34 protein-coding genes are annotated in these 26,907 nt (G+C 65.7%); 16 read left to right on the plus strand and 18 right to left on the minus strand.

Annotation, left to right across the window (positions count from 1 at the left end; all coding sequences use genetic code 11):
* The first annotated feature begins 67 nt into the window (after positions 1-67).
* Together QRN63_RS09180 and QRN63_RS09185 are read left to right on the plus strand one after the other, a co-directional pair.
* A complete protein-coding gene (locus QRN63_RS09180; RefSeq protein WP_285030488.1) occupies positions 68-1,399 on the plus strand; it encodes a glycosyltransferase 87 family protein in 1,332 nt (443 codons plus the stop codon).
* Between the two features lie 380 nt (positions 1,400-1,779).
* Complete coding sequence (locus QRN63_RS09185) at positions 1,780-2,571, plus strand: polysaccharide deacetylase family protein (protein ID WP_285030570.1); 792 nt, start codon at positions 1,780-1,782, stop codon at positions 2,569-2,571.
* A gap of 531 nt (positions 2,572-3,102) precedes the next feature.
* On the opposite strand, the gene QRN63_RS09190 is transcribed toward QRN63_RS09185, so the two are convergent.
* Positions 3,103-3,954 carry an LLM class F420-dependent oxidoreductase gene (locus tag QRN63_RS09190; RefSeq protein ID WP_267319655.1) on the minus strand — a complete coding sequence of 284 codons (852 nt, stop codon included), beginning with the start codon at positions 3,952-3,954 and terminating at the stop codon, positions 3,103-3,105.
* A 72-nt stretch (positions 3,955-4,026) separates the two neighbouring features.
* Between QRN63_RS09190 and QRN63_RS09195 the strand changes: the two genes are divergently transcribed.
* Genes QRN63_RS09195 through QRN63_RS09210 form a run of 4 tightly spaced genes read left to right on the plus strand, consistent with a single transcriptional unit; the run spans position 4,027 to position 6,202 of the window.
* A complete protein-coding gene (locus QRN63_RS09195; protein WP_267319654.1) occupies positions 4,027-5,031 on the plus strand; it encodes a PHP domain-containing protein in 1,005 nt (334 codons plus the stop codon).
* A 10-nt stretch (positions 5,032-5,041) separates the two neighbouring features.
* Complete coding sequence (locus QRN63_RS09200) at positions 5,042-5,464, plus strand: hypothetical protein (protein WP_267319653.1); 423 nt, start codon at positions 5,042-5,044, stop codon at positions 5,462-5,464.
* 28 nt (positions 5,465-5,492) lie between these two features.
* Positions 5,493-5,813: a DUF4333 domain-containing protein gene (locus QRN63_RS09205; RefSeq protein WP_285030489.1), complete on the plus strand. Its 321-nt coding sequence runs from the start codon at positions 5,493-5,495 to the stop codon at positions 5,811-5,813.
* Positions 5,810-6,202, plus strand: a complete 393-nt coding sequence (locus QRN63_RS09210) for a hypothetical protein (RefSeq protein WP_285030490.1) — start codon at positions 5,810-5,812, stop codon at positions 6,200-6,202. The genes QRN63_RS09205 and QRN63_RS09210 overlap by 4 nt, the downstream gene beginning before the upstream one ends.
* Here QRN63_RS09210 and QRN63_RS09215 read toward each other — a convergent pair.
* Positions 6,199-6,720, minus strand: a complete 522-nt coding sequence (locus QRN63_RS09215) for a hypothetical protein (protein ID WP_285030491.1) — start codon at positions 6,718-6,720, stop codon at positions 6,199-6,201. The two genes, QRN63_RS09210 and QRN63_RS09215, sit on opposite strands and share 4 nt — an antisense overlap.
* 173 nt (positions 6,721-6,893) lie before the next feature.
* Here QRN63_RS09215 and QRN63_RS09220 point away from each other — a divergent pair, with 173 nt between their 5' ends.
* On the plus strand, positions 6,894-7,217 hold the full coding sequence (locus QRN63_RS09220; protein ID WP_285030492.1) for a WXG100 family type VII secretion target: 324 nt from the start codon (positions 6,894-6,896) through the stop codon (positions 7,215-7,217).
* A 33-nt stretch (positions 7,218-7,250) separates the two neighbouring features.
* On the opposite strand, the gene QRN63_RS09225 is transcribed toward QRN63_RS09220, so the two are convergent.
* From QRN63_RS09225 to QRN63_RS09245, 5 genes are all read right to left on the minus strand, one after another.
* The gene (locus QRN63_RS09225) at positions 7,251-7,796 is read right to left on the minus strand and encodes a hypothetical protein (RefSeq protein ID WP_285030493.1); all 546 of its coding nucleotides are present in this window, start codon (positions 7,794-7,796) and stop codon (positions 7,251-7,253) included.
* Complete coding sequence (locus tag QRN63_RS09230; RefSeq protein WP_285030494.1) at positions 7,793-7,972, minus strand: hypothetical protein; 180 nt, start codon at positions 7,970-7,972, stop codon at positions 7,793-7,795. The genes QRN63_RS09225 and QRN63_RS09230 overlap by 4 nt, the downstream gene beginning before the upstream one ends.
* 437 nt (positions 7,973-8,409) lie before the next feature.
* A complete protein-coding gene (locus QRN63_RS09235) occupies positions 8,410-8,841 on the minus strand; it encodes a pyridoxamine 5'-phosphate oxidase family protein (RefSeq protein WP_267319647.1) in 432 nt (143 codons plus the stop codon).
* 28 nt (positions 8,842-8,869) lie between these two features.
* A complete protein-coding gene (gene dinB / locus QRN63_RS09240) occupies positions 8,870-10,084 on the minus strand; it encodes a DNA polymerase IV (protein WP_285030495.1) in 1,215 nt (404 codons plus the stop codon).
* Between the two features lie 37 nt (positions 10,085-10,121).
* Positions 10,122-10,757, minus strand: a complete 636-nt coding sequence (locus QRN63_RS09245) for a TetR/AcrR family transcriptional regulator (protein ID WP_285030496.1) — start codon at positions 10,755-10,757, stop codon at positions 10,122-10,124.
* A gap of 78 nt (positions 10,758-10,835) precedes the next feature.
* Here QRN63_RS09245 and QRN63_RS09250 point away from each other — a divergent pair, with 78 nt between their 5' ends.
* Positions 10,836-12,305 (plus strand): flavin-containing monooxygenase, encoded by a 1,470-nt coding sequence (locus tag QRN63_RS09250; protein WP_285030497.1) that lies wholly within the window; start codon positions 10,836-10,838, stop codon positions 12,303-12,305.
* Between the two features lie 118 nt (positions 12,306-12,423).
* On the opposite strand, the gene rraA is transcribed toward QRN63_RS09250, so the two are convergent.
* Genes rraA through QRN63_RS09265 form a run of 3 tightly spaced genes read right to left on the minus strand, consistent with a single transcriptional unit; the run spans position 12,424 to position 14,030 of the window.
* Positions 12,424-12,903 (minus strand): ribonuclease E activity regulator RraA, encoded by a 480-nt coding sequence (rraA, locus tag QRN63_RS09255; protein ID WP_285030498.1) that lies wholly within the window; start codon positions 12,901-12,903, stop codon positions 12,424-12,426.
* Positions 12,904-12,927: 24 nt separating this feature from the next.
* Positions 12,928-13,356: a hypothetical protein gene (locus QRN63_RS09260; protein ID WP_285030499.1), complete on the minus strand. Its 429-nt coding sequence runs from the start codon at positions 13,354-13,356 to the stop codon at positions 12,928-12,930.
* A gap of 17 nt (positions 13,357-13,373) precedes the next feature.
* Positions 13,374-14,030, minus strand: coding sequence for a DUF6474 family protein (locus tag QRN63_RS09265; protein WP_267319641.1), 657 nt, complete (start codon positions 14,028-14,030; stop codon positions 13,374-13,376).
* A 685-nt stretch (positions 14,031-14,715) separates the two neighbouring features.
* On the opposite strand from QRN63_RS09265, the gene QRN63_RS09270 reads away from it, so the two are divergent.
* From QRN63_RS09270 to QRN63_RS09280, 3 genes are all read left to right on the plus strand, one after another.
* Positions 14,716-15,783, plus strand: a complete 1,068-nt coding sequence (locus tag QRN63_RS09270) for a hypothetical protein (protein WP_285030500.1) — start codon at positions 14,716-14,718, stop codon at positions 15,781-15,783.
* A gap of 61 nt (positions 15,784-15,844) precedes the next feature.
* Positions 15,845-16,336, plus strand: a complete 492-nt coding sequence (locus tag QRN63_RS09275; RefSeq protein ID WP_267319638.1) for an ImmA/IrrE family metallo-endopeptidase — start codon at positions 15,845-15,847, stop codon at positions 16,334-16,336.
* The gene (locus QRN63_RS09280) at positions 16,333-17,493 is read left to right on the plus strand and encodes a hypothetical protein (protein ID WP_285030501.1); all 1,161 of its coding nucleotides are present in this window, start codon (positions 16,333-16,335) and stop codon (positions 17,491-17,493) included. The genes QRN63_RS09275 and QRN63_RS09280 overlap by 4 nt, the downstream gene beginning before the upstream one ends.
* A 48-nt stretch (positions 17,494-17,541) precedes the next feature.
* On the opposite strand, the gene QRN63_RS09285 is transcribed toward QRN63_RS09280, so the two are convergent.
* The 4 genes from QRN63_RS09285 to QRN63_RS09300 all read right to left on the minus strand — a co-directional run bounded on the left by QRN63_RS09285 (position 17,542) and on the right by QRN63_RS09300 (position 20,062).
* Positions 17,542-17,940, minus strand: coding sequence for a helix-turn-helix domain-containing protein (locus QRN63_RS09285; protein ID WP_267319636.1), 399 nt, complete (start codon positions 17,938-17,940; stop codon positions 17,542-17,544).
* Positions 17,941-18,387: 447 nt separating this feature from the next.
* The gene (locus QRN63_RS09290; RefSeq protein ID WP_267319635.1) at positions 18,388-18,921 is read right to left on the minus strand and encodes a peptidase; all 534 of its coding nucleotides are present in this window, start codon (positions 18,919-18,921) and stop codon (positions 18,388-18,390) included.
* A 217-nt stretch (positions 18,922-19,138) separates the two neighbouring features.
* Positions 19,139-19,762: a superoxide dismutase gene (locus QRN63_RS09295; RefSeq protein WP_043402473.1), complete on the minus strand. Its 624-nt coding sequence runs from the start codon at positions 19,760-19,762 to the stop codon at positions 19,139-19,141.
* A 144-nt stretch (positions 19,763-19,906) separates the two neighbouring features.
* A complete protein-coding gene (locus QRN63_RS09300; protein ID WP_267319634.1) occupies positions 19,907-20,062 on the minus strand; it encodes a hypothetical protein in 156 nt (51 codons plus the stop codon).
* A gap of 394 nt (positions 20,063-20,456) precedes the next feature.
* Here QRN63_RS09300 and QRN63_RS09305 point away from each other — a divergent pair, with 394 nt between their 5' ends.
* Genes QRN63_RS09305 through QRN63_RS09315 form a run of 3 tightly spaced genes read left to right on the plus strand, consistent with a single transcriptional unit; the run spans position 20,457 to position 22,658 of the window.
* Positions 20,457-20,798 carry a rhodanese-like domain-containing protein gene (locus QRN63_RS09305; protein ID WP_285030502.1) on the plus strand — a complete coding sequence of 114 codons (342 nt, stop codon included), beginning with the start codon at positions 20,457-20,459 and terminating at the stop codon, positions 20,796-20,798.
* Positions 20,799-20,857: 59 nt separating this feature from the next.
* Positions 20,858-21,808 (plus strand): DUF4328 domain-containing protein, encoded by a 951-nt coding sequence (locus QRN63_RS09310; protein WP_285030503.1) that lies wholly within the window; start codon positions 20,858-20,860, stop codon positions 21,806-21,808.
* A gap of 4 nt (positions 21,809-21,812) precedes the next feature.
* A complete protein-coding gene (locus tag QRN63_RS09315; RefSeq protein ID WP_267319631.1) occupies positions 21,813-22,658 on the plus strand; it encodes a glycerophosphodiester phosphodiesterase in 846 nt (281 codons plus the stop codon).
* Positions 22,659-22,661: 3 nt separating this feature from the next.
* Here the strand turns inward: QRN63_RS09315 and QRN63_RS09320 are convergent, their stop codons facing one another.
* From QRN63_RS09320 to QRN63_RS09330, 3 genes are all read right to left on the minus strand, one after another.
* On the minus strand, positions 22,662-23,210 hold the full coding sequence (locus QRN63_RS09320; protein ID WP_285030504.1) for a ferritin: 549 nt from the start codon (positions 23,208-23,210) through the stop codon (positions 22,662-22,664).
* Between the two features lie 152 nt (positions 23,211-23,362).
* On the minus strand, positions 23,363-24,130 hold the full coding sequence (locus tag QRN63_RS09325; RefSeq protein WP_285030505.1) for a CPBP family intramembrane glutamic endopeptidase: 768 nt from the start codon (positions 24,128-24,130) through the stop codon (positions 23,363-23,365).
* 60 nt (positions 24,131-24,190) lie between these two features.
* On the minus strand, positions 24,191-24,994 hold the full coding sequence (locus tag QRN63_RS09330; protein ID WP_285030506.1) for a DUF2470 domain-containing protein: 804 nt from the start codon (positions 24,992-24,994) through the stop codon (positions 24,191-24,193).
* 121 nt (positions 24,995-25,115) lie between these two features.
* Between QRN63_RS09330 and pheA the strand changes: the two genes are divergently transcribed.
* On the plus strand, positions 25,116-26,021 hold the full coding sequence (pheA, locus tag QRN63_RS09335; protein WP_285030507.1) for a prephenate dehydratase: 906 nt from the start codon (positions 25,116-25,118) through the stop codon (positions 26,019-26,021).
* Positions 26,018-26,692: a histidine phosphatase family protein gene (locus QRN63_RS09340; protein ID WP_285030508.1), complete on the plus strand. Its 675-nt coding sequence runs from the start codon at positions 26,018-26,020 to the stop codon at positions 26,690-26,692. The genes pheA and QRN63_RS09340 overlap by 4 nt, the downstream gene beginning before the upstream one ends.
* Here QRN63_RS09340 and QRN63_RS09345 read toward each other — a convergent pair whose 3' ends face one another.
* On the minus strand, positions 26,693-26,890 hold the full coding sequence (locus QRN63_RS09345) for a hypothetical protein (RefSeq protein ID WP_285030509.1): 198 nt from the start codon (positions 26,888-26,890) through the stop codon (positions 26,693-26,695).
* Positions 26,891-26,907: the final 17 nt, after the last annotated feature.

Consider the following 26,907-nt stretch of genomic DNA (forward strand, 5'->3'; position numbering starts at 1 on the left):
CCGCCGGGCCTCGGTTTCTGCGAGATTGGTGACGGGCGTCTCGTGCACTGCTCGGTAAAATCGGTCGGTGGATAGCGGGGGAGGGCAGACGCGGCTGCCGCGTCTTGTGGTGCTGGGTGCGGTCGCTGTCGCGATATTGGCGTTGGTGGCACACAACCAACTGGTGCCGTTCGACGTCAAGTTCTTCGGATTGATGGAGAACGACTTCGACCTGTCGACGTACCGTGCTGCGGTAGATGGGCTTTGGGACGGTAAGCCGCTGTACGAGACGCCGGCGTTGAAAGAGGCTTGGTTCGTCTATCCGCCGTTCGCGACGGTGTTGCTTGCTCCGCTCGCGTGGGCCAGTTTTGAAGTCGCGAAGTGGTCGCTGGTGGTCCTGTCGGTGGGGCTGTTGGCGTTGTTGGCTTGGCGCATCATGCGATTGGCAGGCGTTCGTGCTGACTGGAGACTGGCGACGGTCAGCGCCGCACTCGGCGTGACGGTCATGGATGTCGAGCCGGTGCAGGCCACGCTCTGGTGGGGCCAGATCAACGTGGTGCTCATGGCGATGGTGCTGCTGGATCTGTTGCGGCCCACAGGTTCCCGTGGACGAGGTTTCGGGTTGGGCCTGGCGGCAGGTATCAAGCTGACTCCGCTGGTGTTCCTACCGTACCTGCTGCTGACGCGGCAATGGCGCGCTTTTGCCGTTGCCACAGGGACTTTCGTTGCGACCGTGGTGGGTACCTGGCCGTTCCTCGCGAGGGACAGTGGCTGGTTCTGGGCTCATCTCGGAGATACCACGCACATCGCCCATATCGATCACCTGGCGAACCAGTCGATCAATGGCTTCCTCGCTCGCTTCTTCGCACCCCTTCCACGGCCTGAGTGGTTGTGGATCATCTTGAGCCTCTTGGCCCTTGCTGCCGGACTGGCGGTGGCGTTCTGGGCCCACCGCCGCGGCGAACAGGCACTCGCGCTGGTGGCGGTGGGCCTGACCGGTTGTGCCGTCTCGCCGTTCAGCTGGGCGGCGCACTGGGTGTGGTTCGCACCGGCGATCTTCTGGCTCGTCGGGAAAGCCTGTACGACGCAGGGTGGTTGGGCTCGCGGCTGGGCGTACCGTGCTGCTGGTTTGTTCGCCATGGTATTCATGTGGACACTGCACAAGCCCGGCCGAAACAACACCACGATGTACTTCAGCGGCGTGTACTGGAATTTCCTTGACCTGCGGCCGTTCTGGATCGGCCAATTGATGAGCGGATGGTATCCGCTGGTGTATCTGTGCTTCCTGATCGGTGCGGTCGGCTGGTTGCGGTTGAGCACGTCGGAGCCGCCTGTGGTGGGCGCGATGCCCATGACTGCCGACGATCTCGGGGACTACCCGCCGGACTTCCTTGACGACGAGGTGGCTGCTCGCGCGTAGAGAGGTGCGGTTATGGTCGCCCTTGCGTGCATTGTCGACGAGACTGACCCCGTCCTTGACCCCGTTGACCACGCCGCTGGCGATCTTGAACGGCGCCTCGAATACCTCGGTCAGGCTCTCGACCATGCCCATGGCAAACACCCCTGAATTCCCCACAGCGAGCGTGACCGGGTCGCGGACAGCTCGCGAACGGCAAGTTCACAGCTGCCTCGTGCGCCCCCGGGACGGCGTTGGTAACGACTCGATACCGCCGGGTGTGTCGCATGAGGCTGGTGTTACTGAAGTTGCACAATTGATCGGTTCAGGTCCTGATCGACCAGAACTGAATACTTATGGCGAACTACTCCACTACACCCGGATCCCTGTTCGCCGGCTCCGAGCTGAGCCGGCGACGCTTTCTCGTGGGCTTGTCGGCCTCGGTCGTGGCCGGCGTGGGCCTGGCGCGGTGTGCTGTCGACGGGCCGTCGGCCACCGTGGCCGCGGCGCCACCGAAGCCTCTGAAGGAACCGGCGAAGCAGGGCATGGGGTTGGCCTTGCCCGGGGGCGGCGAGCTGAGCAGCCTGCCGGGCGTGGCCGGAAACCGCGTGGCGATCACGCTCGATGACGGTGTGAGTTCTGAGGTGGTGCGTGCATACACCAAGCTCGCACGGGACACCGGAATGCGGCTCACCTACTTCGTCAATGGTCGGTACCAGTCGTGGACCGAGAACCGGGACCTGATGTTGCCGCTGGTGGAGTCGGGGCAGATTCAGCTGGGCAACCACACCTGGTCGCATCCGGACCTGGCGAAACTGTCCAAGGACGAGATCGTCGACCAGCTGGAGCGCAACCACAAATTCCTGCAGTCGACTTTCGGCGTCGACTCGCGGCCGTACTACCGGCCGCCCTACGGCAGTCACAACGCGATCGTCGACCGGATCGCGGCGGAACTCGGCTACTCGACGCCGACCATGTGGACGGGATCGCTGGGCGACGAAAACATCGTCAGCGAGGACTACATCCTCAAGATGGCGGGCAAGTACTTCACGGAGCAGACGGTGGTCATCGGTCACCTGAACCACTTGCCGGTGACGCACGTCTACGGCCAATTGGTCGAGCTGCTGAAGGAACGCAATCTGCGGACCGTCACGCTCGACGACGTGTTCCGGAAGCCGCGCGAGTTGCCTGTCTGAAGTGGCCAAGTGACGTAGCTCATATTGTCTCGTGGGTCACTTGGCCCGAGGGTGCGCTCTTAAATTAAGAGGACTTTAAGGGCTTCTCGCGCAACAGGAATCACACCAGTCACATCCGACACGCCGACGTTACTTACGGCGCGCCTCCAAAGGTTTGCCGATGCCCGGCGTTGTAATGAAAACGCGAGGGCCGTGCGATAGTCTGGCCCCACGGTGCAACCAATCGCCGACCGCAGGAGTGATCACCGTGTACAACAACCCGCTTTCACGTTCGCGCATGGGACGTATTGCCTGGTCCCTGTTCCGGCACCCGGTGAAGAGCCGCGAGTTTCCGGCCAAGAACGAGCGCCTGGTCACCGCCGCGGACATGGTCCGCTTCGGCGTCTAGCGCCCGATCGACCGCGCCGGCCGACGGTATTCGGCGGTAACGTCAGCTGATTTGCTGACCGTTATCGATTTGTGACCTCCGCGATAATTAAGAACGCACGCCCGCCCGGAACCGAATTTTCGGCTCCGGGCGGTTGCCGTATCTCACGCGGTCAGTAGCCCCGAGTCCCGGATGGCTTCTGCCAATGGCTCCAGCACAGCCGGGTCGTGCGGTTGCGGGATGTAGATGATCGCCAAGTCCAGTCCTTCAGCGCCCAGGCCGGCAGCCTCGTCGACGACCTTGCGGTAGTCCCGGTCATGACCGAGCCGAACGTGCGCCGACAGGGTGATCTCCTTGGGATCGCGGCCGATGTCGGCGCAATGCGCGGCGAGCACGTCACGCTTGCGGGCAAACTCCTCCGGCGTTCCGCCGACGAAGTTCCAGTGATCGGCGTACTTGGCGGTGATCTTCAGGGTGCGCTTCTCGCCGCTACCGCCGATGCAGAACGGCGGATGCGGCTGTTGCGGGCCCTTCGGCTCGTTGCGGGCGTCCTTGAGCTGATAGAACTTGCCGTCGAAGGTCGTGGTGTCCTGGGTCAGTAGGCCTTTGAGTACTTCGCAGGCCTCTTCGAAACGGTCGAACCGCTCCTTGATGGAGCCCAACTCGATGCCGTAGGCGCCGGACTCTTCTTCGTTCCAGCCGGCGCCGATGCCCAGCTCGAGCCGGCCGTTCGACACGATGTCCAGCGCGGACGCCATGTTGGCCAGCACTGCCGGGTGCCGATAGTGAATGCCGGTGACAAGAACGCCGACCCGCAGCCGTTTGGTGGCCTGCGCCAGCGCGGTCAGCGTGACCCAGCCCTCCAGGCACGGGCCGGTCGAGTCGGAGAAGATCGGATAGAAGTGGTCGAAGGTCCAGCCGGACTCGAATGCGTCGATGTCGTCGGCGGCCTGCCAAACGGCGAGCATGTCCGACCAGGTGGTGTCTTGCGGTGAGGTTTTGAAGGCGAATCGCACGTTTATTGAAACTAGTCACGCCCGGCAACTAATTCCTGTGAGTTTCCTCGGCGCGTTGGCAGACTGGACGCCATGGACCCAGTGGCCGCGCTGCGGGAGATCGCCTTCTACAAGGACCGCGCACGTGAGGAATCCCGTCGCGTCATGGCCTATCGCAAAGCCGCGGACGTGGTGGAGGCGCTGACACCGGAACAACGCGAGAAACTGGGCCGGACCAACGGCTGGCAGACACTCGCCGGCGTCGGCCCCAAGACCGCCGCCGTGATCGCCCAGGCCTGGGCCGGTCGCGAGCCCGACACATTGGCCCAACTCCGCACGGCGGCAGCCGATTTGGGCGGGGGAGAACTGCGCACGGCGCTGAAGGGCGACCTGCATCTGCACTCCAACTGGTCCGACGGATCGGCGCCCATCAGCGAAATGATGGCCACTGCACAGCGTTTGGGCCACGAGTACTGCGCACTCACCGACCACTCGCCGCGGTTGACCGTGGCGAACGGCCTCAGCGCGGACCGGCTCCGTCAGCAGCTGGACGTCATCGACGAAATCCGTGACCGATTCGCGCCGATGCGCATTCTCACCGGCATCGAGGTCGACATCCTCGAAGACGGCTCGCTCGATCAGGAACCCGAGCTGTTGGAGCGGCTGGACGTGGTGGTGGCCAGCGTGCACTCCAAGCTGTCCATGGACGCTGCCGCGATGACGCGGCGCATGGTGCGCGCGGTGTCCGATGGCCAGGCGAACGTTTTGGGCCACTGCACCGGTCGCCTGGTCGAGGGCTCTCGCGGCACCCGGCCGGAATCGAAGTTCGACGCGGCCGCGGTATTCGCGGCATGTGTCGCCAATGATGTTGCCGTGGAGATCAATTCACGTCCCGAACGGCGCGACCCGCCGACGCGTCTGCTGAATCTGGCGTTGGAGACCGGGTGTCTGTTCTCGATCGACACCGATGCGCATGCTCCCGGCCAGCTGGACTTCCTGGGCTACGGGGCGCAGCGGGCACTGGATGCCGGTGTGCCGCAGGAGCGGATCGTCAACACCTGGCCGGTCGAGCGACTGCTGTCATGGGCCGCCGCGTAGCGTCTGGCCCATGGTTCTCGGTACCGCAGCCGCCATCACACTTTTTGCCGCCGGCCTGATCTTCCTGCTGGCATTGATTCTCGGCATCTGGAAGTACCGGCAGATGGCCGTCAATCCGGACCATCTGGCGCACCCTTACGTCGACATCGCGCACCGCGCCGCACTGATGTACTCGTTCGCGACCCTGCTGGTCGCGGTGTTCGTGCAGCTCAGTGCCTGGCCCGGGTGGGTGAACCTCACGGCCGCAATGGTTTTGGTGTTCTTCTTCGTCGCTGCGATCGCCGCGTACATTCAGCACGGCTTCCGACAGGACACCACCAACCAGTTCGCGCACCCCAGTGGTGGTCTGCACGCCGGCATGGCGGCACTGATCCTCGGTGAGGTGGGCGGATTCCTGGTGCTGTTGTCGGGTTTCGTGGTTGCCCGGTTCTGAACTCGGCGCGCGGGCATACTGATTCATCATGGCTGGTCGATCGACGCCGCGATGGGCCGCACTGCTCACGGCGGCATGCTTGCTGACCTCGTGCTCGGTGCACGTCGGCGGCGGGGTGACCACCATGTCCAAAGGCCAGTTGGAGACGGCCGTCAAGAACAATCTGGGCACCAAGACCAGCTCGACCATCGACTCCGTGGTGTGCGACGGCGGTCTCGAAGGCAAGGTGGGAGCGGCTCAGATGTGCACTGTCGTCACCGGCGCGAAGTCTCGCCGGGCGACGGTGAGAGTCGCTGACGTCCGCGGATCCGACATTGCGCTCAGCGTCGAAATCATTCCCGGTCAGTGACGCTTCGCGATCGTCTGCTGCAGCTGAATGTGCCGGCACGGCCGTGGCTGATCCGCGACGGCGCTCCGGAGGGCGTCGACCTGGTGGCCGAGTGGAAGTCCGGTGACCCGGACTGGCGACAGGTGCTCGAAGACCTGGCGGTGGCGCTGACCTTCCAGATCCATCTACGACTGGATGCCGAGAACCGGCTTCTGCACGCGGTGGATCACCTCGTCGAGTGGCGCCAAGATGCCGAAGGTCAGTGGATCGAATGTCACGACACCGGCGACCTGCAGCTGTTCTGGTCGGGCAATTCGAATTGCATGCATCACCTGATCACGACCGACGACATCAAGGTCCCTATACAGCAGTGCGTCGCCGACGCGGGATGGACGTACCGGACCGGTTAGTACTCGCCGCGCAGGTAACGCGCGTTCGCCTCAGCCTCGGCCCCGGCTGCTTGATCCGACGTCGGCAAGTTCATGTATTCGTCCACGTAGTCACGGGCCGTGTGGCTATCGGCGCCTTGCCACATCAGCATGTCCTCAACGAGGGTCCGCTGACTGGCCTGGCCCTTCAGTCTGGCCAGCTCGGCGGTGGCGATGATTTCCCGAGCCAGTTCTGCCTCGTCGATGGACGTCACGTGTGGTGCCAGCTCGATACTTTGTAGCCAGCCGCTGATGGTCGCTGTCGCGGTGACGGTCTCCGCGGCATTGGTCACGCTGACGGTGAGGACGATCGGGGCTGTGGTGTCGTCGACTGGCATGGGAGCGCGTGCCGAGTCGGACATGTTGTCGGACTTTGCCGTCTGACGGTCGGTGTCGTCCGCTACGACATCGAAGTAGCTGGGAGGGGCGACGTAATCATCGAGGTCTCCGTCGATGTCGTCGGCCCAGTCGTCGTACTCGCCGGATCGGTCACTTTGCAACGTGGACCCCTGAGTGCTTTTTCGAATCCGAAGAGATTCTCCTGCCTGACATGACATTAGCAGCGCTGACAATTGCGGATCGCGGCGAATTTTGTGCTGATCAGGTATACGCGGCGGCGTTAATGTTGATGAGTGGAGGCCGCAGAAGTGGTTATGGCGCGCAAGGGGGACGCATGAGCGAATTGAAGGTCGATCCGGCCGAGATTCACTCATCAGGTGTCGAGGTGGGTGAGATTGCCGCGAGGACGAGATCGGCATTCGCCGACAGTGACACAGCGATTGCGTCCGCGCAGTCGGGTTGGGTAGGCAGATCCGCCGGCGCACTTACGTCGTTGGCCGCGGATTGGCGGGAAGCGACGGCGTTGTATCCCAAGAACCTTGTCGAGCACGGTGAGAAGTTCGTCGACGCCGCAGAGAAACACGTTCAGTCCGACGAATCGGGGGCGGCCTTGGTAAGGAAAGCGGCCCCGGATATTGGGACCCGTTCGCGTAGCTGAACACCTTGCTTTGACCGGCCGCCTCGATGCCGGTCAGCGGACGGGCGTCAGCCTGAAGTAGCCATAGATATGGACCTGCTCATCGATCGGCCCCGGCGTGACGGGCTGCTGTAAAGCGACGGCAAGGATTCGGTCGTTGGTGTTCGGTCGCCAGAACTTGCTGTCGCGTCGCCATAGGATGTAAGCAAAGTCGATTTCACGCTCGGGGGTTTGGCCGGCGCGATCCACCGAGTAGCCTGCCCTCTGCAGATATCCGCCGGCCTCGCTGCGAATCGAATCCCAGGCAAACCCGCCCTTGCCGGCCAGGAATCGGTTGTCGGCGACGACGTAGCCGGAATCGACTGTCGAAGCAAACTGCGTCAACGCCTGCTCGGCGCGGGTCCGGACCGCTGAATCAACACTGTCGATCGGAAGCGACGCTCCTCGCATCTGATATTTTTCGTACGGATAGGCGGGAATGTCCGCTAATGGCATGACCGGCCGCTGCGCAATTCGATACATCGTGATTCCTCCGGCGACAATAACGATGAATGCTACAACGGTGAAAACTGTCCACATCTTTTTCGTCGACCGTTTCATCCTAGTGATCCAATATTGACGACGTTAGTGGGATGATGCCCGTTGATGCCAGGTATTCCAGAACCGATGAGATCGCCAAGCCTTACAGTGACGATTGGATTCTCATTGTCGCTGTTCCATGGATTGCGTAGCGTGACTTGAGCGTCACTGCCTGTTCCGGTGATTTTTTCGACCATATATGCGTGGCTATTGTGTATCGGGCTGCCATCCGGCGTGCTTCCAATTGTTACCCTCCCACTATCGGCCTCCGCGGCCGCATTCGCGCGTGCGGTACTTGCCGCACCTACTGCAGTGAGCGAATCCGGATTCCATTTATCAACGTCTGCAATCGATAACCCCATCGTGCAGCCGGCCTAGGAGATGTTCTCAGCCGTTTTGCCGATTGGACTCGCCCCAAAATCAGCAGCTATGTCGCAGACCGCCGCTGTGGAGATGAACTTCTCACCCACACGCCCCCAGTGCAGTCGACACTAGACCCTCAACCGAGCCTAACCCGGCCCGTTGGGCCCGACTTGCACCAATTTGGGACCAGTCGGCAGACCCTTCGGCCACATATCTCTTGACGCAAATAGTTTCTGAGGCTGCGTCTTTCACTCCATCAAGGATCCGGTTGTCAGACCTCGTCGGAGAAATCGGCCGTGAGCCACCGGTCGGGGCGGATGGTGAACAAGACGGTGGGAACGCCGGCCATCGAACGGACGAACTCGCGCCCGGCTTCTTCGCCCAGATAGCGGATCGCGATGGCTTCCCGCGCGTCCTCCGGCGCGGGTGTGGCGGTGTCGACGACCGAGCCTTCGACGATCACGTACTGGTACGGCGGCTCTTCCCGCTGGACCACCAGGGAGACCACGCCTGCCTGCTCGATCAACTTCGCCTTGCGGCTGCCGGCGCCGGTGTTGACCCGGATCAGTCCGTCGGGGGTGTAGTCGTACCAGATGGGGACGCTTGACGGCGGTCGGCCGTCTCCGGCGGCCACGGACAGCACCGCTACGTGCTTGTCGGCGAGGAACTGTTCGCGCTCTGCTTCGGTCAGGTTTCTCGGCATGAACCCGGCAACATCGCGTCGTCCCGCGCTATTCCGGCAGCATCGGCATTTCCCAGCCGGGGTCCTTGCCGACGAGCACCCCGCGGGTCAGGCAGGCGTTGCCGAACTTCTGACGCACCAGGTCGACGGCGCAGTCCACCGCGGCGGTGTCGGGCTCGCCATCGAAGGGCAACTCGAGCTGTTCGGTACCGGCCGTGTCGACATTCGACACCGCGAACCCCATCAACGTCAGTCCGTGTTCGGCGATGAGCGGCCCTGCCGCGGCCACCAATCCACGTGCGGCCGTGAGGATTTCCTCGGTCGATGCGGTGGCCCGGCGCATGGTGTGGGAACGCGTGGCGCGGCTGTAGTCGTCGAACCGCAGCCGCAGGACCACTGTGCGGCCGGTCCGCCCGCTGCTGCGCATGCGGCGGGTGATGCGGTCGACCAGGTTGATGATCATGGCATCGATGTCGTTGTCGGACATGGTGTTTCCACGACGCCCGACCGCGCGCTGGGCGCCGACAGAGCGACGTCGCACACCGGTGGTGACGCGTCTGCGGTCGATGTTGTGCGACAACGCGAACAGTTGGCGTCCCATGGCCGCGCCCACCATGGCGCCCAGTGCCGACTCGGTCAGGGCCGCGACGTCGGCGACGGTCTCGACGCCGTGTTCGCGGAGTTTCTCCGCGGTCTTGGCGCCGACGCCCCAGAGGTGTTGCACGGGAAGCGGATGCAGGAACGCCAGCTCGCGGTCCGGTGGTACCAGCAGTAGTCCGTCGGGCTTGGCTTCGCGGCTCGCGACCTTCGCCAGAAACTTGGTGCGGGCGATTCCGACGGTGATCGGCAGTCCCACGCGCTCCCGGACCGCCTCGCGCAATGCCGCGCCGATCTGCACCGGGGTGCCGGACACCCGGCCGAGACCGCTGACGTCGAGGAAGGCCTCGTCGACCGACAGCGGCTCGACGAGCGGCGTGGTGTCATGGAAGACCTTGAAGACCTCACGGCTCGCCTCTGAATAGGCAGACATCCGCGGGGGCACAACGATGGCCTGGGGGCACAGGCTCCGCGCCTGGTGCCCACCCATCGCGGTGCGCACGCCGAACGCCTTGGCCTCGTAGCTGGCGGCGAGCACGACGCCGGCGCCGACGATCACGGGGCGGCGGCGCAGCGCAGGATCGTCGCGCTGCTCGACCGAGGCATAGAACGAGTCGAGGTCGGCGTGCAGGATGGCTGCCCCGGCGTGTGCTTGGACGTCCAACACCAGCCTAGTTTCGCACACATGTTCGATGTGCGAAAGGTCAGCTGCCGTAAATGCTGGTCAACCAGATGTGGGTGAGGGTGTTGACGACGTCGTCGTGCGCGACGGCCCCGGGCTCGCCGGTCAGGGTGGCCATGATCATGCGTTCGTTCATCAGGTTCAGCGAAGTTGCGAGGTCCCGGGCGGGCAGGGTGTCCGGTGCGGCGCCGCGTGAGCGCTCCGCGGCGATCAGTGCGGCGGTGAGGTTGATCCACTTCTGCATCAGGCCGGCCCAGAACTCCCGAAGTTCGGGCACTGCCCGCACCGCTTCGACGCCGGCCCGCGCGGTGGCCGGGTGGGACCCGAATGAGCTGAAGAAGATCTCGATGCCGTGCCGGATGGCCTTCTTGGGGTCGGTCGGCATGTCTTCCAGCGCGCCGTCGAAGCCGGTGTCGGCGCGCTTGATCAGTGGATCGAGCAGCGACAGCAGTACCGCTTCCTTGGACGCGAAGTAGAAGTAGAAGGTCGGGCGGGAGATGCCGGCGCCTTTGGCCAGGTCATCGACGGAAATTTCCGAGAAGGAGCGCTGCTCCAGCAGGGCGGTCGCGGTGGCCAGGATGGCCGCTTCGCGCTCGTCGCCAGAAGGTCGTGCCGCGCGTCGGCCGCGGGGTGCGCGGCTCGCGCTGGCGGTGGTCATAGCGTCGATGGTAGCCGGAAGGCGCAGTTTTCGACAGACCGTTGACGTTGTCGACACTGTGTTGATACCGTCGGTACCATGATCGAACACTTCGATGTTGTCATCGTCGGTGCCGGTATCTCCGGCATCAGCACCGCCTGGCACCTCCAGGACCGCTGCCCCACCAAGAGCTACGTGATCCTGGAGCGCCGGGAGAACATCGGTGGCACCTGGGACCTGTTCAAATACCCCGGCATCCGCTCGGACTCCGACATGTTCACCCTCGGCTTCCGGTTCAAGCCGTGGGAGTCGGCCAAGTCGATCGCCGACGGCCAGTCGATCTGGAACTACATCAACGAGGCCGCCGACGAGAACGGCATCCGTCAGCACATCCGCACCGGTCAGCACGTCACCTCGGTGGACTGGTCGGACGCCGAGAACCGCTGGACCATCAACATCACCGCCGGTGGCGAGGAAAAGCAGATCACCGCGTCGTTCCTGTCGGTGTGCAGCGGCTACTACAACTACGACGAGGGCTACTCGCCCGAGTTCCCCGGCGCGGCCGACTTCAAGGGTCAGATCGTGCATCCGCAACACTGGCCCGAGGATCTGGACTACACCGGCAAGAACGTCGTCGTGATCGGTTCCGGCGCAACGGCTGTCACGCTGATCCCGTCACTGGTGAACGGCGGCGTCGGGCACGTGACCATGCTGCAGCGCTCGCCCACCTACATCGGCGCGCTGCCGCTGGAGGACCCGGTGGCCAAGCAGACGAACAAGTACCTGCCGAAGCACCTGGCGCACTTCGCAAACCGTTGGAAGCAGATCGGTTACAGCACCGCGCAGTACCAGCTGGCCCGCAAGTTCCCGGCCGTGTTCAAGAAGGCGCTGCGCCAGATGGCGACCCGCCGCCTGCCTGAGGGCTTCGACTACGACAAGCACTTCAGCCCGCGCTACAACCCGTGGGACGAGCGAGTCTGCTTGGCGCCCAACGGCGATCTGTTCAAGGCCATCCGCTCCGGCAAGGCCGGCGTCGTCACCGACACCATCGAGACCTTCACCGAGAACGGCATCAAGCTGACCTCCGGCGAGGAGCTGCAGGCCGACATCATCGTCACCGCAACGGGTTTGAACATGCAGCTGTTCGGTGGCGCGACCGCCAACCGCAACGGTGAGCCGATCGACCTGCCCTCGTGCATGACCTACAAGGGCCTCATGCTGTCGGGCGTACCGAACATGGCGATCACTTTCGGCTACACCAACGCGTCCTGGACGCTCAAGGCCGACCTGGTGTCCGAGTTCATCTGCCGTGTACTGAACTACATGGACGCCAACGGATTTGACCGCGTCGAGGCGCAGCACCCCGGCGACAGCGTGGACGAGCTGCCGTTCATGGACTTCACCCCCGGCTACTTCAAGCGCGCCATGGACAGCCTGCCCAAGTCGGGTTCGGAAGCGCCCTGGAAGCTCAAGCAGAACTACTTCTTCGACATGCGGACCATCCGGTACGGCAAGGTCGACGAGCAGGCCCTGCAGTTCACGAAGCACCGGGTTGCCGTGAACGCCTAATTCACTGCCGAGCAGACGCGAAAACCCCCAAAATCGCTGCATTTTGGGGGTTTTCGCGTCTGCTCGCGGGGCGATACGGGCTGGAAGGTTCCCGCGACAAGGACACGCCAGTAGCCCGTCAGGGCGTCACGACGACGATGCCGTCTTCGTCGCAGTAGGCGATGTCGCCGGGGACGAAGGTGACGCCGCCGAAGGTCACCTCGACGTCGCGTTCACCCGCGCCGGTCTTGGTGCCCTTGCGGGGGTTGGTGCCGAGCGCCTTGATGCCGACGTCGATGGTGCGCAGTGTCGACGCGTCGCGCACCGGTCCATTGACGATGACGCCCGACCAACCGTTGTCGTGGGCCAGGCCGGCGATGATGTCGCCGACGAGGGCGGTGTGCAGTGAGCCGTCGCCGTCGACCACCAGGACGCCGCCGTCGCCCGGCGTCGACAGGATCGACTTGAGCAGAGCGTTGTCCTGGAAGCACTTCACCGTGGTGATGCGGCCGGCGAACATGATCTGACCGCCGTAGTTCTGCAACTGCAGATCGCAACTGCGGACGTCGGGATAGATCTCGTCGACGAGGTCGGCGGTGGCGCGGGGTTCGATGGTCACGCGCCGATTATCTCAGGGGCGGTGTCAGCCTGCGGCGCGGCGTCGGGCCAGCAGCACGACGAGCAGAGCCAGCACGCTCGCGGCGAGCACCACGGTGACCGGCACCGGCGAGCGCTGCGGTACGGGCGGAGTCAGGTTGAGCACGGGCAGCGGTGCGGGCGCTTGGGGCTCGGGTGCCGGGGGTTGGGGAGCAGGAGATTCGGAAGCCGGAGGCGCGGGTTGCGCTGGTGGCGCGACCTTCGGGGGAGCCTTCTTCGCGGGCGCTTTCTTGGCCGGGGCAGTGGTGGCGGCCTTCTTGGCCGGCGTTTTCTTCGCCGGCACCTTCTTTACAGCGGCCTTCTTCGCCGGGGTTTTCTTCGCCGGGGCTTTCTTGGCTGGAGTCTTGTCGGCCGGCGTCCCCTTGGCGGGGACGCGGGGCTCCGACTCGTCCGGGGGACTCTGCTCGTCTGCCATGCGGGTGCTCCTCCGGGTTACGACACTCCGAGGCGGGCCAGGACGTCTGCGTCGATGCCGTTGAGCTGGCTCTCGATGGCTGCGTGTGCGGTCCGCCGCTGCGGGGCCGGCATGTTCTCCGCGGCAGTCACCGCGGCGGACAGGTCGGCCAGCTTGCTCGACAGCGATGCCACGAACTGTTTGGTCTCGGCATCCTTGGGCTTGTTCTCGGCCACCTGGCGCAGCGAGCGCTCAGCGCCGGCGATCCGGGCGGACAGCGCGCCGCCGGCGCCGGAGAACTGCCCGATCTGGCTCAGCGGAACACCCAGCTGATCCGCGCGGCGCTGGTCGATGAGGCCGCGTGCGGCAATGGCGGCGCGGTACGCCACAGGCACGACAACAGGGGTGAGGATTCGTGAGACCAGCAGCAGCCGGCGAATCTTGGTCGGCGACAGGAGCTTGCCCTCACGGACGGTCTGCAGCTGCGCTTCAGCAACCTTGAGTGCCATCTTGTCGCTGTCCCGCTGTGCTTTGACGCCGGCGCGGTCCCGTTTCGTTTGCCGACGGCCGTCAGCCTTGATGCGCCGGGCCTCATTCTTGGCAGACAGCCGGGCCTCGAGTTTTGCCTTCGCCTTGATCGCCTTCGCCTCGGCGCGGCGGGTTGCCCGGCTCTTGCGTCGCTTGAACAGGCCCATTCCGGCTGACCTCCCGGTCGTCTCGACACGTGTGCACGATCTTGCTGCGATGGTGACGTCACCTTATCGTCCGTGGCCCGGAATCGGGCACCGGGTCGCGGGTCGAATTCCGCCACAATTCCAGGGTGGAATTTCCCACAATTCTGGCTACTTTATCCAGCAAACAAAGTCCGGCGGCTGTGCGACAATTATTCCGAATTCATCGGAGCGGGTTTTTCATGCCATGAAAGCGGAGGGGACGATGGCGCCACGCCAACGAATAGCTACAGCTGCCGCGCTGATGGCATCTGGGCTGTTGATCGCTGGCCTGGGCGGCGCGAACGCCTTCGCTGATACAGCAGCTTCCGGTAGTGGCTCGAGTGGCCACGGAGGCGGAGCGTCCCACGAGGGTACGAAGCCCGGTGGCAGCTCAACCGCTGGTGGCGGGCAGAAGTCCCCCGCGCGGCCCGCCAAGCCGACGGACGGCCAGTCGCAGACGTCGTCGACCGGCAGTACGGGTTCGGGCGCGAAAAAGGATAAGCGCGGCGCATTCGGCGGCGTTGCCAAGAGTGGTTCAGAAGCCGGTGGTAATGACCCCGGCAAAACCGGAGAATCCGGCAAGAATACATCTGAAGGCAATGCCCCCAGCAAACAAAACAATGCCGATTCTCCGGGGCGATCCGAAGATTCTGGGCCGTCAAACCCGGTGGCTGGCGAACATCAGCCGTCCACCGGCTCGGCGACCCAGCAGCCGGCGGCCGGTACGACGACCGGCACCACGGCGCCCGGGGCGACCGGCGGGACGAGCCAACCGGAACCGGCCGCCGCAACCGGCCCGTCGACCGCGATGACCATCCCCGGCATCCGGCTCCCCAGCCTGCCGAACATTCCAAACCTGTTGGGTCTGCCGGCTCTCTCCGGCCTGCCCAAGCTGCCGGGCCTGCCGGCTCTGCCGACCGGCGGCGTCAAGCCCGGCAGCGGTTCGGACAGCCCGGCATCACCGACAACGTCGCCGACCAAGACGCCCGTCAAGGCAACCCCGACCGGAGCGACCACCAGCATCAACCTCATGGGGCTGACGTTCTCGCTGCCGAAGGCAGCCGTCCACACGTCGCCGACCGGTGCCGTACAGAGCATCGATCTGACGAAGATCCCGCTGGCATCGCTGGTACCGCGGTTGCCGCGGTGGGATCAGCTCCCGCAGCTGCCCGACATGTCGAACATCCCGGTGCTGGCGCAGCTCGCCGCGATCCCGGTTTTCGTCCTCGCTCACATCGAGCCGGTCTATGACTTCGTCGCCGGGCTCACCAACGCGACGCTCGACGCCGCGACGTCGCTGCCGTTCATGCAGACATCGCTGTCGATGCTGAGCGCGCAAGTCGTACCGACCATGAACGTGAATCTCGGGCGCCCCAACCGCATGCCCGTGCCGGAGGCAAGCCTGCCGATAACACCGGCACAGGAGGCGCCGGCGTTCTCCGCGCTCAAACTGGACAACCCGGTCGTGGTCAGCGCCCCGGCGGAAGTCCCGGCGGTCCGGTCACCGCAGCCGACGACGTTCGGTGCCAAGAACGAGATCATCGCTGAACCTGCGTTCCGCGCCGGATATCCTGACTACCTGCGCGCGGCCGGTCTCAGTGAGGTGGCGGCGGTGGCCGTCCCCGGCTTCACCGGCATCCTCATCCTGACCGGTGCCGGTGGCCTGGTCGGGTACCGGCAGGCGCGCGCTGGTCACGTGGTCCGCCGCAGCGGCACTGCACGTTTTATGACCTGACGGAATGGTCTGCGGCACAATTGATGGCAACCGTGCCAATCGCAGCGAAAGGGGGTTCGGCATGCCCGCGAGCCGCCGTGTCACACGCGCAGTCAATTCGGTGCTGGATCTAGCCCCGCGACGTGGTGAAGTCTCACTTGCCCGTCTCGTCGACGCGGTCAGCGAGGATCGTGGCCGCCCGATCGAGGTGACCATGGCCGACCTGCCGCCCGGGGTCTGCGGGCAGTGGCGCCAGTACAACGACCGCGACGTGTTTCTTCTCCAGAAGGGTCTCCCAGCCGGAGATCGGACGCTTGCCCATGAGCTCGGCCACCTGGTTCTCGGTCATGAGGGCGTCTCGGTCGTCGAAGCCGCCCGGGATTCCATGGAACTGGCGAGTTCCGACCTCATCGGTTACATGCTGAATCAGCGGACCGGCTGTATGGGGCCGGCCGGAGAGGAAGCCGAACAGGAGGCCGAGGACTTCGCCGCGTTGCTGATCCACCGGCTGGGCCGGCTGCCCTCCGACCGCTCCTCGATTGTCCAGATCCGTCTCGGCGAGGCGTTTGGTTGATCATCTGGGTAATCGCCGGCCTGCTCGGCCTGGCGACCGGCCTGCGTATCGGTTGGGCACTCGTCAACAAACAGTCGCTCGTCAGCGCAGCGATGATCGTCGCTCTCGGCAGTCTTGGCTTGGTCGCGGCACTGAACTGGGAGCCGCTCACGCTGCTACTCGACACGATCCTGCACTGGCCGAACGTGTCCAGCATGCTCAGCCAGGTCGCGCTGATCGCCTGCGCCGCCGGCAGCTGCGTCATGATCACATCGGCGTCGTCGAGCCGTAAGCCGCTCGCGATCCGCCGGATTGCCTTGGCGCAGTACAGCGTTGCCGCGGCGATCGCGGCACTCACGCTGGTGCTGTTCTTTCTGACGCCGCGACAGCCTGAAATGGCGCCCGAGGAGTACCTACGCCGCAATCTCGGTTCGGGCGGCAACTCGTTGTCGTGGCTGCTGCCGTTGTTGTATGTGCTGCTGGCGCTGACGCTGGTCGCGTGGGCCGGTGTGCGTAACTCCAACCGGACCCGGCGGGGCCGGGCCCTGTTCGTCTTCAGCGTCGGCATCGTGCTGATCGTGTTGGCCAGCGCCTTCATTTTGTTGCGGGCTGTGGGCAGCACCCAGTTGGTCGGCGTCGGCGCGGCAGCGACCATCCTCGGCTGCGCCATGCTGGTCGTGGCCAGTGGCTCGCTGCTGCCGAGCGTCGAAGACTGGTTCGGGGCGCGGCGCGAGCTGCGGACCATCGCTCCGCTGCTGGCCGAATTGAGCCGCCGTCATCCGAATATCGGGATCGGCGTGCGCCCCCGCGGTCCGCTGCTCTTCCGGGTGGCCGAGCAGATGTCGCTGATCTCCGACGCGCTGTACCTGGAGGCCACCGAGGTTCTGGACGGCGGTGCTGGGGACGGTCAGCGCGTCGATGTGGCGCCGGATGTCCAGGCGCGGCGGGTGGCCAGCTGGATTTACGACGGACGCAGCGGCCGGCCGAAGGGCGGTTCGCGAACGAGGTTCCCCGGGCCGAGCTGGCTCAGGCAGCCCGCGACGTATTCGGACCGGGAGTGGATCCTGGCGATTGCCGCGCAGTACCGCGAGCTGGATCGGCAGGGTAAGGCTGACGCGACCGGAACCGCCGCCAAGGCGTCCGTCGGTCGGGTGAAAGCAGTACGACCAGCGGATTAACGGCATCCGCTGGTCGCAATGTGGTCGAGCCCGGTCGGGCTAACCGATTCAGCTGTCGAGGTTCTCCTGGCGACGCAGCTCGTCGACCTTGTCGGCGATGTCCTTGCGGGCTTCCGGGGACAGGCCCACGGTGCGAGCGGCAATGCGGCGGATGCCCTCGTCGCGCATGTTCGCGAGCCAGGTCAGCTCCTTGTCGAGCTTCTCGTAGTACTCGTCGTCGGTGAAGTAGGCCGGCTTGATCCGGAAGAAGTTGGCAAGCGCGGCCATGGTCGCGACAGACGGGTTGGTCCGGTTGCCCGAACGCAGCTGCGAGAGGTACGGGGCGGACATGGTCACACCCTCGGCCTTGAGTGCGGCGATGACCTCTGCAGACGTGTGGGGGCCGCGTCCGGGCGGGTAGACGGTGTCAAACAGCCGGTTCAGCCGGGCGGCGAACGTCATGCTCATCGGTTATTCCTCCACTTAGCGATATCTGCAGGCGTCAGTGTCACTATTTGCTGACTATCGTAGCGAGAGTTGCGCCGAGAGCCAAGTGCAAACCACGGAAAACTCGGTTCAGCTACCAAATTTGTCGGTTCAAAGGGCTGCGAGCTGGGGTTCTGAGGGGGATCCCCGTGCCTGACCCGCAGCCTGATGAGGCAAATTTTGACGCATATGCTATTTTGCCCGGACCTCGACTGCACGTCGCGTCACAGGCTCGGTCGGGCAGTGGGCGATTCAGCAATCCGGGTACGGGGCGGTCGGTGTCGTCCAAAGTGTTTGCCGTCAGCGTACCGGCGGTTAACCGGAGTGGCGGGATGCGGCAACCGCCCACGCTGCAAGGACGGCGCGCAACGCCGCGGGGCGGTGACGTGCGGAAATGGCCGACTTCTTTGCTGTTAATCCGCTGTTGGGTCAGGCGGCAAGCAGCATCGCCAGAATCGCCGTATCGGGGTGGCTGATGGGATCCACGCCCACCCTGCTGACCATCGAGGTGATTGTGCCGTCCGCTTCGGCCTCGACCCAGGCGGCTCGATGATCCAGTCCCAGGTAAGGCAGTCCCGGCAAGAGCAGGCATCCGGACGCGGCGCCCCGGCACTCGGGGAGGGACGGTGTCGTCTCGGCGGGCGGGTGGAGCATCAGCAGCGCCGTCGGCTGGTGATCGGCGAAGTATCCGGGTGGCACCGCTGCTTCGCCAACAACGGGACCTTCGGCCAGAACGAGACCGACGGTTCCTGGCTGTGGATGTTCTGGCAGTTCTTCCCGCGTGCCGAAGATGGTGGTGGTTGCCAGCAAGCCGGGCAGTGAGGCGACCCGAACGGCGACCATCAGTAGCTGGGCCCACTCTTTGGTGGAATCCGGCCACCGACCGGAGACCACGAACCCCTTCAACGCGCCGCCGGAATGGAACGGCGCAATCTCAACGGCTTGGCCAGACCCGCTCTCCATGGCTGCCTCCGGTGCTCAATCAGCAATCGTGCCGATACGACAGTGGATCGCTGATTCCAGGGTGCGGCAGTGACGGGTTAGCACGCAAGAGCGCCCGAGTGCCAGAAGTGTCACGTGAGCTGGAAGTGGCTTTCGGCTCGCGCGGTGCGGGCTTCGGTGGTAACGAGAACGGGGCGCCGCGCACAAGCGCGACGCCCCGTTGCCCGGAAACGCGAGATCAGCCGAAGATCAGACCGTTGGTCTTGGTCGTCGCCGCGGCGAAGCGCTCCTGCACGTCGGCCCAGTTAACGACGTTCCAGAAGGCCTTGACGTAGTCCGCCTTGACGTTCTTGTACTGCAGGTAGAAGGCGTGCTCCCACATGTCGACCTGCAGCAGCGGGATGATGCCGAGCGGCACGTTGGCCTGCTGGTCGTACAGCTGGAAGGTCAGGAGGCGGCCGCCGAGGCTGTCGTAGCCCAGCACTGCCCAGCCCGAGCCCTGCAGGCCATTGGCGGCCGCGGTGAACTGCGCGCGGAACTTGTCGAACGAGCCGAACTGGTCGTCGATGGCCTGCGCCAGTTCGCCGGTCGGCTTGTCGCCACCGTTGGGGGACAGGTTCTTCCACCAGATCGAGTGGTTGACGTGGCCGCCGAGGTGGAAGGCCAGGTTCTTCTCGTTCAGAAAGATCGCGGCGTGGTCGTCGCCGGCCCGCGCCTCTTCAAGCTTGGCCACCGCATCGTTGACGCCCTTGACGTAGGCCGCGTGGTGCTTGCTGTGGTGGATTTCGTTGATCTGACCGGAGATGTGCGGCTCCAGAGCGCCGTAGTCGTAGTCCAGTTCCGGCAGGGTGTACTCAGCCACAGGATTCCTTCCTTAGATGATCGCGTGCGGGATCAACGACCCTAGTTGGGGTTCGTCCACAGATCCGAGACCACATTGCTCCATCCCCGCGCGCACCGCAAGGACACCCCCGTAACAGGGGTGGGAACAGCGCCTGTTGGGCCTTTAGACCAGAACGATCAGAACGAGCACGACGAGCAGGAACAACGCGATGATGCCGGCGCGGACACACGCGACGAGTTGGCTGTGGGTGCGCGATGGAAACGCGGATTGCCACTCCGGCGATGCGCCCGATCCCGGACGCAACGGATGTGCCGCCATTGCATACTCCCTGACCTGCCAGAACAACCCTGAGTTCCCGATTTCGAGCGGAGTGAGGATTGTCACAACCCGATGTTGTGACGCCGATCATAGCCGTTTGCCAGCGGGGCGGGGAAATCGGGCGCCATCGGCGGCGGGTCCGGTCTTCGGCCCCAGAAGTACTTAGCTCGCCAAGCTTTTTCGCTCACGCCGCGTGTCGCCCTGTTGATCAACAGGGACCAATGGCCCTTGTTTATCCCCAGTCAATATCCCGTTCGGCGCGCTGTGGCCGGTACGGCCGCCAGCGGGCGTCACGCCGCCCTGTGGATGAACCTGTGGAAACTGTGGATAGTTCTCCGATTGCTGTCATGGCGTGCTGTGGTCGCGCGAGTGCTACCCGTGCCAGCATGTACGCATGGACGATGTGCACGTGCCCCAGATTGACGTCGATCAGTTGCCCACCGAGTTCGACTCGGCGGCGGTCCTGCTCGACGTGCGGGAAGACGATGAGTGGGCCCGTGGCCACGCCGCAGGCGCGCAGCACATCCCGATGAGCGAGGTGCCCGCCCGGCTGGGGGAGATCGACGGCGATGCCGCGCTGTACGTCATCTGCCATGCCGGTGGCCGGTCGCTGAAGGTCTCGCACTACCTGGCACGCAACGGGTTCGAGCCGACCAACGTCAACGGCGGCATGCTGGCCTGGGCCGGGGCCGGTCGCGCGATCGTCACCGACGACGGCGCCCCCGGCGCAGTCTGACTGGCCCGTAGGCTGGTTCCGTGATCCAGGTCTGTTCCCGGTGCTCGACGCGTTGGAACGTGCGTGATCGCCAGCGCCAGTGGTGCCCCCGCTGCCGCGGTCCGCTGCTGGCACCCGCCGCGGAGACGCCGGCCGCCGGGCAGACGAAGTCGGCGCGCGGATATCGCTGGATCGCCGTCCGGCCGGGTCCGGCACCGAAGCCGCGGCGGCACCAACCGCCGCTGGGGCCGACCCCGCATTACGACCACATTCCGCGCTGGGGCCTGACCGAAGAGTTCGCCGAGGCCCCCGGGCAGGCCGTCGAGCAGGAGCAGGCGCATCGTGGCCCGTCGACCGCCGTGGTGCAGACGGTTGCGGCCATCACGATGATCGCGCTCGGCGCCGCCGCGCTGATGCACGTCGTGCGCTACGTCCTGCTGCTGATCAACCGCACGGTGCTGCTCAACCCGTGGGTGGCACTCGCGGGCAGCTGGCTCGGTGTCGCGGCCAGCGTCGTCGCGTTGTTCGCGGTACTGGCGACGGCGATCGTGTTCACCAACTGGCTGATCGCCCGCCGCGCGGCGGCCTACCACCGCGCGGGCACCACCGAGCCCCGCCGCCGCTGGGTGCTGTGGGTCGGCTGCCTCGTCCCGGTGGTCAACATGTTCCTCGCGCCGGTGTTCGTCACCGAGATGGCCACAGCCGAGAACCGCATACGCACGTTGCGCCGCCCGATCGGCATCTGGTGGGCGATCTGGGCCGTTTCGGGTCTGGTCGTCGTCTGGTCCATCGTGGGCATGTTCGCGACCGACCCGCAGGGCATCGCCGACAGCACCGAGGTGACGGTCCTCGCGTACCTGATGGGCATGCTGGCGCTGGCGCTGGTGCTGCGCGTCTATCACGCCTTCGAACGGACGCAGGCCGACGCACCCGCACAGCGTTGGGTCGTCGTGGGCGCCGAGCAAACCGAAGAATCAGGTGCCCAATCGGCGGTTCCGGTTGAGCCCACACCGGAGGAACCGGCAGCATAGGACCATGGGCTCGGACGGGCAGGACGGCACACTCGGTCACCCATTCGTGGTGGCACACCGTGGCGCATCGGCCGAGCGGCCCGAGCACACGCTGGCGGCGTACGAGCTGGCCCTGAGCCAAGGCGCCGACGGCCTCGAATGCGATGTCCGGCTGACCAGGGACGGCCACCTGGTGTGCGTGCACGACCGCAAGGTGGACCGCACGTCCAACGGCACCGGCCTGGTCAGCGAGATGAGTCTGGCGCAGCTGCGCGAATTGGATTACGGCGCATGGCATCCCAGCCGGGCCGACGGCGGCCAGAGTTCGGCCGGGCTGCTCACCCTCGACGACCTGATCCGGCTGGCGCTGGACTGGGGCCGGCCGGTGAAGCTGTTCATCGAGACCAAGCATCCCGTGCGGTACGGCGCGCTGGTGGAGAGCAAGGTGCTCGCACTGCTGCACCGGTACGGCATCGCGGCACCGGCGTCCGCCGATCTCGCGCGCGCCGTCGTGATGTCGTTCTCGGCGGCGGCGGTGTGGCGGATCCGCCGTGCCGCACCGATGCTGCCGACGGTGCTGCTCGGCGAGACGTCCCGGTACCTGGGCGGCAGCGCGGCGACGACGGTCGGCGCGACGGCAGTGGGCCCGTCCATCACCACGCTGCGCGAGCACCCCGAACTGGTCGACCATGCCGCCGCGCACGGGCGTGCGTTGTACTGCTGGACCGTCGACCACTACGAGGACGTGCGCTACTGCGCGGATCTCGGTGTCGGATGGGTCGCCACCAATCACCCCGGCCGGACCAAGGACTGGTTGCAGAACGGGTTGACCGGCGCGGGCCGGGACGCCGGCCAGGACGCGGAGGCCTGACGGCTAGAGGTTGCCGCCGGCGGCTTCGGGCGCGGTCGGGTCGGCGGCACCCGTGCCGGCCAGCTCACGGGCGACGAAATCCTCGAGATTGAACAGGTTTTCGCCGGCCCGGTCGGCGATCTTCACCAGGGTGTTGATGGTGGCGACCTCTTCGACCTGTTCCTTGAGGAACCACTGCATGAACTGCTCGCCGAGGTAGTCGCCCTCTTCCCGGGCCACGCTGGCGAGCCGGCTGATCTGCTCGGTGACCACACGCTCCTGGGTGAGCGCGAGCTTGAGGGCCTCGGTCGGCGAGGCGAACAGGTTCCGCACCGGGTCGACGCCCGGGATCTCGACCTCGATGTCGCGGTCGAGTAGATACTTCACCAGCATCATCGCGTGATTGCGTTCTTCGACGGCCTGCGCATAGAAATGCTTGGCGAGCTGAGGGAGGTCTTCTCCATCGAAGTAGACGGCAACCGCAATGTATTGCTGAGACGCGCCGAATTCGCTCCGAATCTGTTCCTGCAGGAGTTGGTGGAATTTCGTTTCGAGGCGCGTCACTTCGGTCATGAAAATGAAGATAGTGCAGGTCAAATGGCCTTGTCATGCAAGGTCAACCTAATTCAGGAAAGCATATCCTTACCCGATGTGACGCATGCAATATCCATTAATTCGAATTGTCGAATACGAATAAAGGTAAGGCTTGGCTGCTGCGGGCCGAATTACGCCGGGTGTAGCCAACCCAAATGGCGGGCGGCCAACGCGTAACCCACGAATGCCACCGCATCGATCACGCCGTGCCCGATGATCAACGGCCACAGCCGGCCGGTGCGCCGCCAGGTGTACCCGAACACCAGGCCCATCGCGACGTTGCCCAGCCCGGCGCCGAAACCCTGATACAGGTGATAGGTGCCGCGCAGCAGAGCCGACAGGATGAGTGACTTGGTCGCGGAGACGTCCAACTGGCGCAGCCGGGTCAGCAGGAATCCGACGACGATGATCTCCTCGGCCCAGGCGTTCGCGAACGCCATCAGCAGCAGGACCGGAATGCGCCACCACGTGTCGCCGAGCGTGCTCGGCACGACGTCGACGCCGATGCCCAGCGCCCGGCCGGCGACGTACAGGCCGAGGCCGGGCAGGCCGATCAGCGCGGCCAACCCCAGGCCGCCCAGCAGATCGGGACGCCAACGGAAGCGGCCCAACCCGATCGCCGCGGGCCGGAAGCCGGTGCGCCACAACAGGTACAGCGCCAGGAAGCCCCAGCCGACCAGGGTGAAGACCGGGCTGAGGTTGAGCAGGAAGTCGATGAAGTCGATCGGGGAGCGGCGGTGGTTGAGTGCGACCTTCTGCCCGGACAACCCGAGGATGACGGCCTCGGCCAGGCTGACCACCGCCGTGTAGGCCGACAGGCCGAACGTCACCGCCAGCACCACGGCGATCTCGATGCGCACCGCGCGACGTTCGGTGTGCTCCTGCTGCGGCCCGGTCATCGCAGCTACGGTAACCGGCGCTTGTCTACTGCTCTTCGCGCAAGCGGCTCATCGGCGCCGTCAGATCTTGCGCGCGCGGAGCCCGTTGAGGAACGGGCAGCCCATCAGGGTGCGGATGGCCCGGCTGAGCGCGGTGACGTCGTCGACGGGCTTGGTGAACGGCAACCGGACGTCGTGGTCGCCGTCCTCGCGTTCGATGCGCAGCTGGACGCCGTAGCGGTCCAGGCCGAGCGGCCGCACGTGGCCGTGGCGCAGCGGCACCGGCAGCCGGCTGGCGAGCCGGTCGACCATGTCGCGGTGCGCGCTCTCCATGTGCTGCACCCAGTGCGACTCCATGGCACAGAACGGATCGGGCCGGGCTTCCAGGAGCGCGCCGACGGGCACTGACTCGGCGCCGGTGGCGTCGGCCACCACGACGGATTCGATCTCGAGGCGGACGAGCGTGTAGGGCGTGTCGGTTTCGGCGGCCCCCGATCCGGTGTTGACCTGGAGCAGTGCCGGGTGCGGGTTCTCGGATGCGACCAGGTCGAGCATGGCCGGGACGCGAGCCGCGGGTACGTCGTGGACGCGGCCGCGGAACCAGACCAGTGCGCGCACCCGTTCGCGCAGCGGCAGCGCGGCCAGATCGGTGAGCTCGAGCATGGCGGCGACGCCGCCGGTCCCGGCGGCCGTGACGGTGGCGGCCAGCAGGCCCGAGGCGGGCACGGTCAGGACGACGGAGCCGTCGGCCAGCAGGTGGTGCACCGGCGTGGTGGTCGGCGTGACGCCGTCCGCGGCCAACGTCGCGTCGGCAGCCCGGGCGCACGCGCTGCGGACGCGTTCGGCTGTGGTCGGTGCTGCGATGGTCGTCGTGAGGTCGCGCATGTCCCGCCTTCGCTAGTAAGTGAGGTAAGCCTAAGTTAACTACCGGGCGGTGTCGGCGCAAGGCCTATCGAAAGGTCCGCGTCGCGGGCCCTGGCCGACCGGCAGCCAGTAGGGTTGCGGCGTGGCACGCATCGCCTATCTCGGGCCGCAAGGCACCTTCACCGAAGCGGCCATGCTTCAGTTGGCCGCCGGCGACCCGGATTTCGAACCGGTCGCCTGCGACAGCTCGAGCGCAGCCGTGGAAACCGTCCGGACCGGCGCCGCGGACTACGCGTGCGTGCCGATCGAGAACTCCATCGAGGGCTCGGTGCTGCAGACCATGGACAGCCTGTCGTCCGGCAGTGGGGTGCAGATTTTTGCCGAGCACACGCTCGACGTCGCGTTCAGCATCGTCGTCCGGTCTGGGGTCACCGCCAAAGCGGTGTCGACCATCGCGGCGTTTCCCGTGGCCGCGGCCCAGGTTCGCCGCTGGCTGGCCGACCGGCTGCCGCACGCCACCGTGGTGCCCGCCATCTCCAATGCCGGTGCGGCGCAGCAGGTTTCCGAAGGTCTGGTGGACGCCGGTGTCAGTACCGCGCTCGCCGCCGCGCGGTGGAGACTGGACTCATTGGCCGACGGTGTGGTCGACGAGCCCAACGCCAGAACACGTTTCGTGCTCGTCGGCCGTCCCGGTCCGCCGCCGCCGCGCACCGGTGCCGACCGGACGTCCGTCGTACTGCGGTTGCGCAACGAACCGGGGGCCCTGGTCTCCGCGATGACCGAGTTCTCGATCCGGGACATCGATCTGACGCGTATCGAATCTCGGCCCACCCGAACGGAATTGGGTACCTATATCTTTTTTCTGGATTGTGTCGGACACATCGATGACGCGCCGGTCGCCGAGGCGCTGAAGGCGTTGCACCGGCGGGTGGCCGACGTGCGGTACCTGGGGTCGTGGCCGACCGGGGTGGCTGCCGGTGCGGTGCCGCCGGTCACCGATGAGGCGACGCAGTGGTTGGCGGGGTTGAGAGAGGGGCAACGCGGATGAGTGGCCGTTTGGTTCTGGTGCGGCACGGGCAGTCGGAGGCGAACGTCGCCAAGCGGCTGGACACCCGGCCGCCGGGGGCGTCGCTGACCCAACTCGGTCGTCAGCAGGCCCGTGATTTCGGGATCGACTGGGCGCATCCCGTCGGCCTGGTGGTGCATTCGGTCGCGGTGCGCGCGCAGCAGACCGCCGCCGAGATCGCGGACGGGCTGGGCCTCGATCCGGTCGAGGCACACGGCATCCACGAGGTGCAGGTCGGCGATCTGGAAGACCGCAGCGACGCGGCCGCCATCGAGCAGTTCGACGGCATCTACGAGGAGTGGCAGCGGGGCAAGCTGGATGTCGCCATGCCGGGCGGCGAGACCGGCCGCGAGGTGCTGGACCGGTATGTGCCGGTGCTGACCAACCTGAGGGTGCGCAGCCTCGACGATCACGACTGGGTCGGCGACATCGTCGTGGTGAGCCATGGTGCGGCGATCCGGCTGGTGGCCGCCCACTTGGCCGGGGTGGACGCCGATTTCGCGTTGGAGCACCATCTGCTCAACGCCGAATGCGTCGTGCTCAGCCCGATCACCGACGGGCGGTGGAGCTGCGTGCAGTGGGGCGCGAAGACGCCGCCGTTCTACCCGGGCCACGACCCCGAAGCGCCGGCGGCGCCCGACCCGATGGCCTGATCAGCCCGCGACGCGCAGGCCCGTCGCGGGCTCCGCGCAGCCGCATCCGACCACGTCGCAGTCGATGCGCAGGGTGTGCTCGGATTCGGGCAGCGCACACGTCTCGTCGGTGCATTCGGCCGGCAGGCCGGCGTGCACGATGACCGTGCCGTGGCAGTGCGCCAGCCCATCCACGCAATTGCGGCAGGTGGTGCTCATGAACTCTGTTGTAGCAC

This window comes from Mycolicibacterium sp. lyk4-40-TYG-92, assembly GCF_030209435.1.
Taxonomy (GTDB): Bacteria; Actinomycetota; Actinomycetes; order Mycobacteriales; family Mycobacteriaceae; genus Mycobacterium.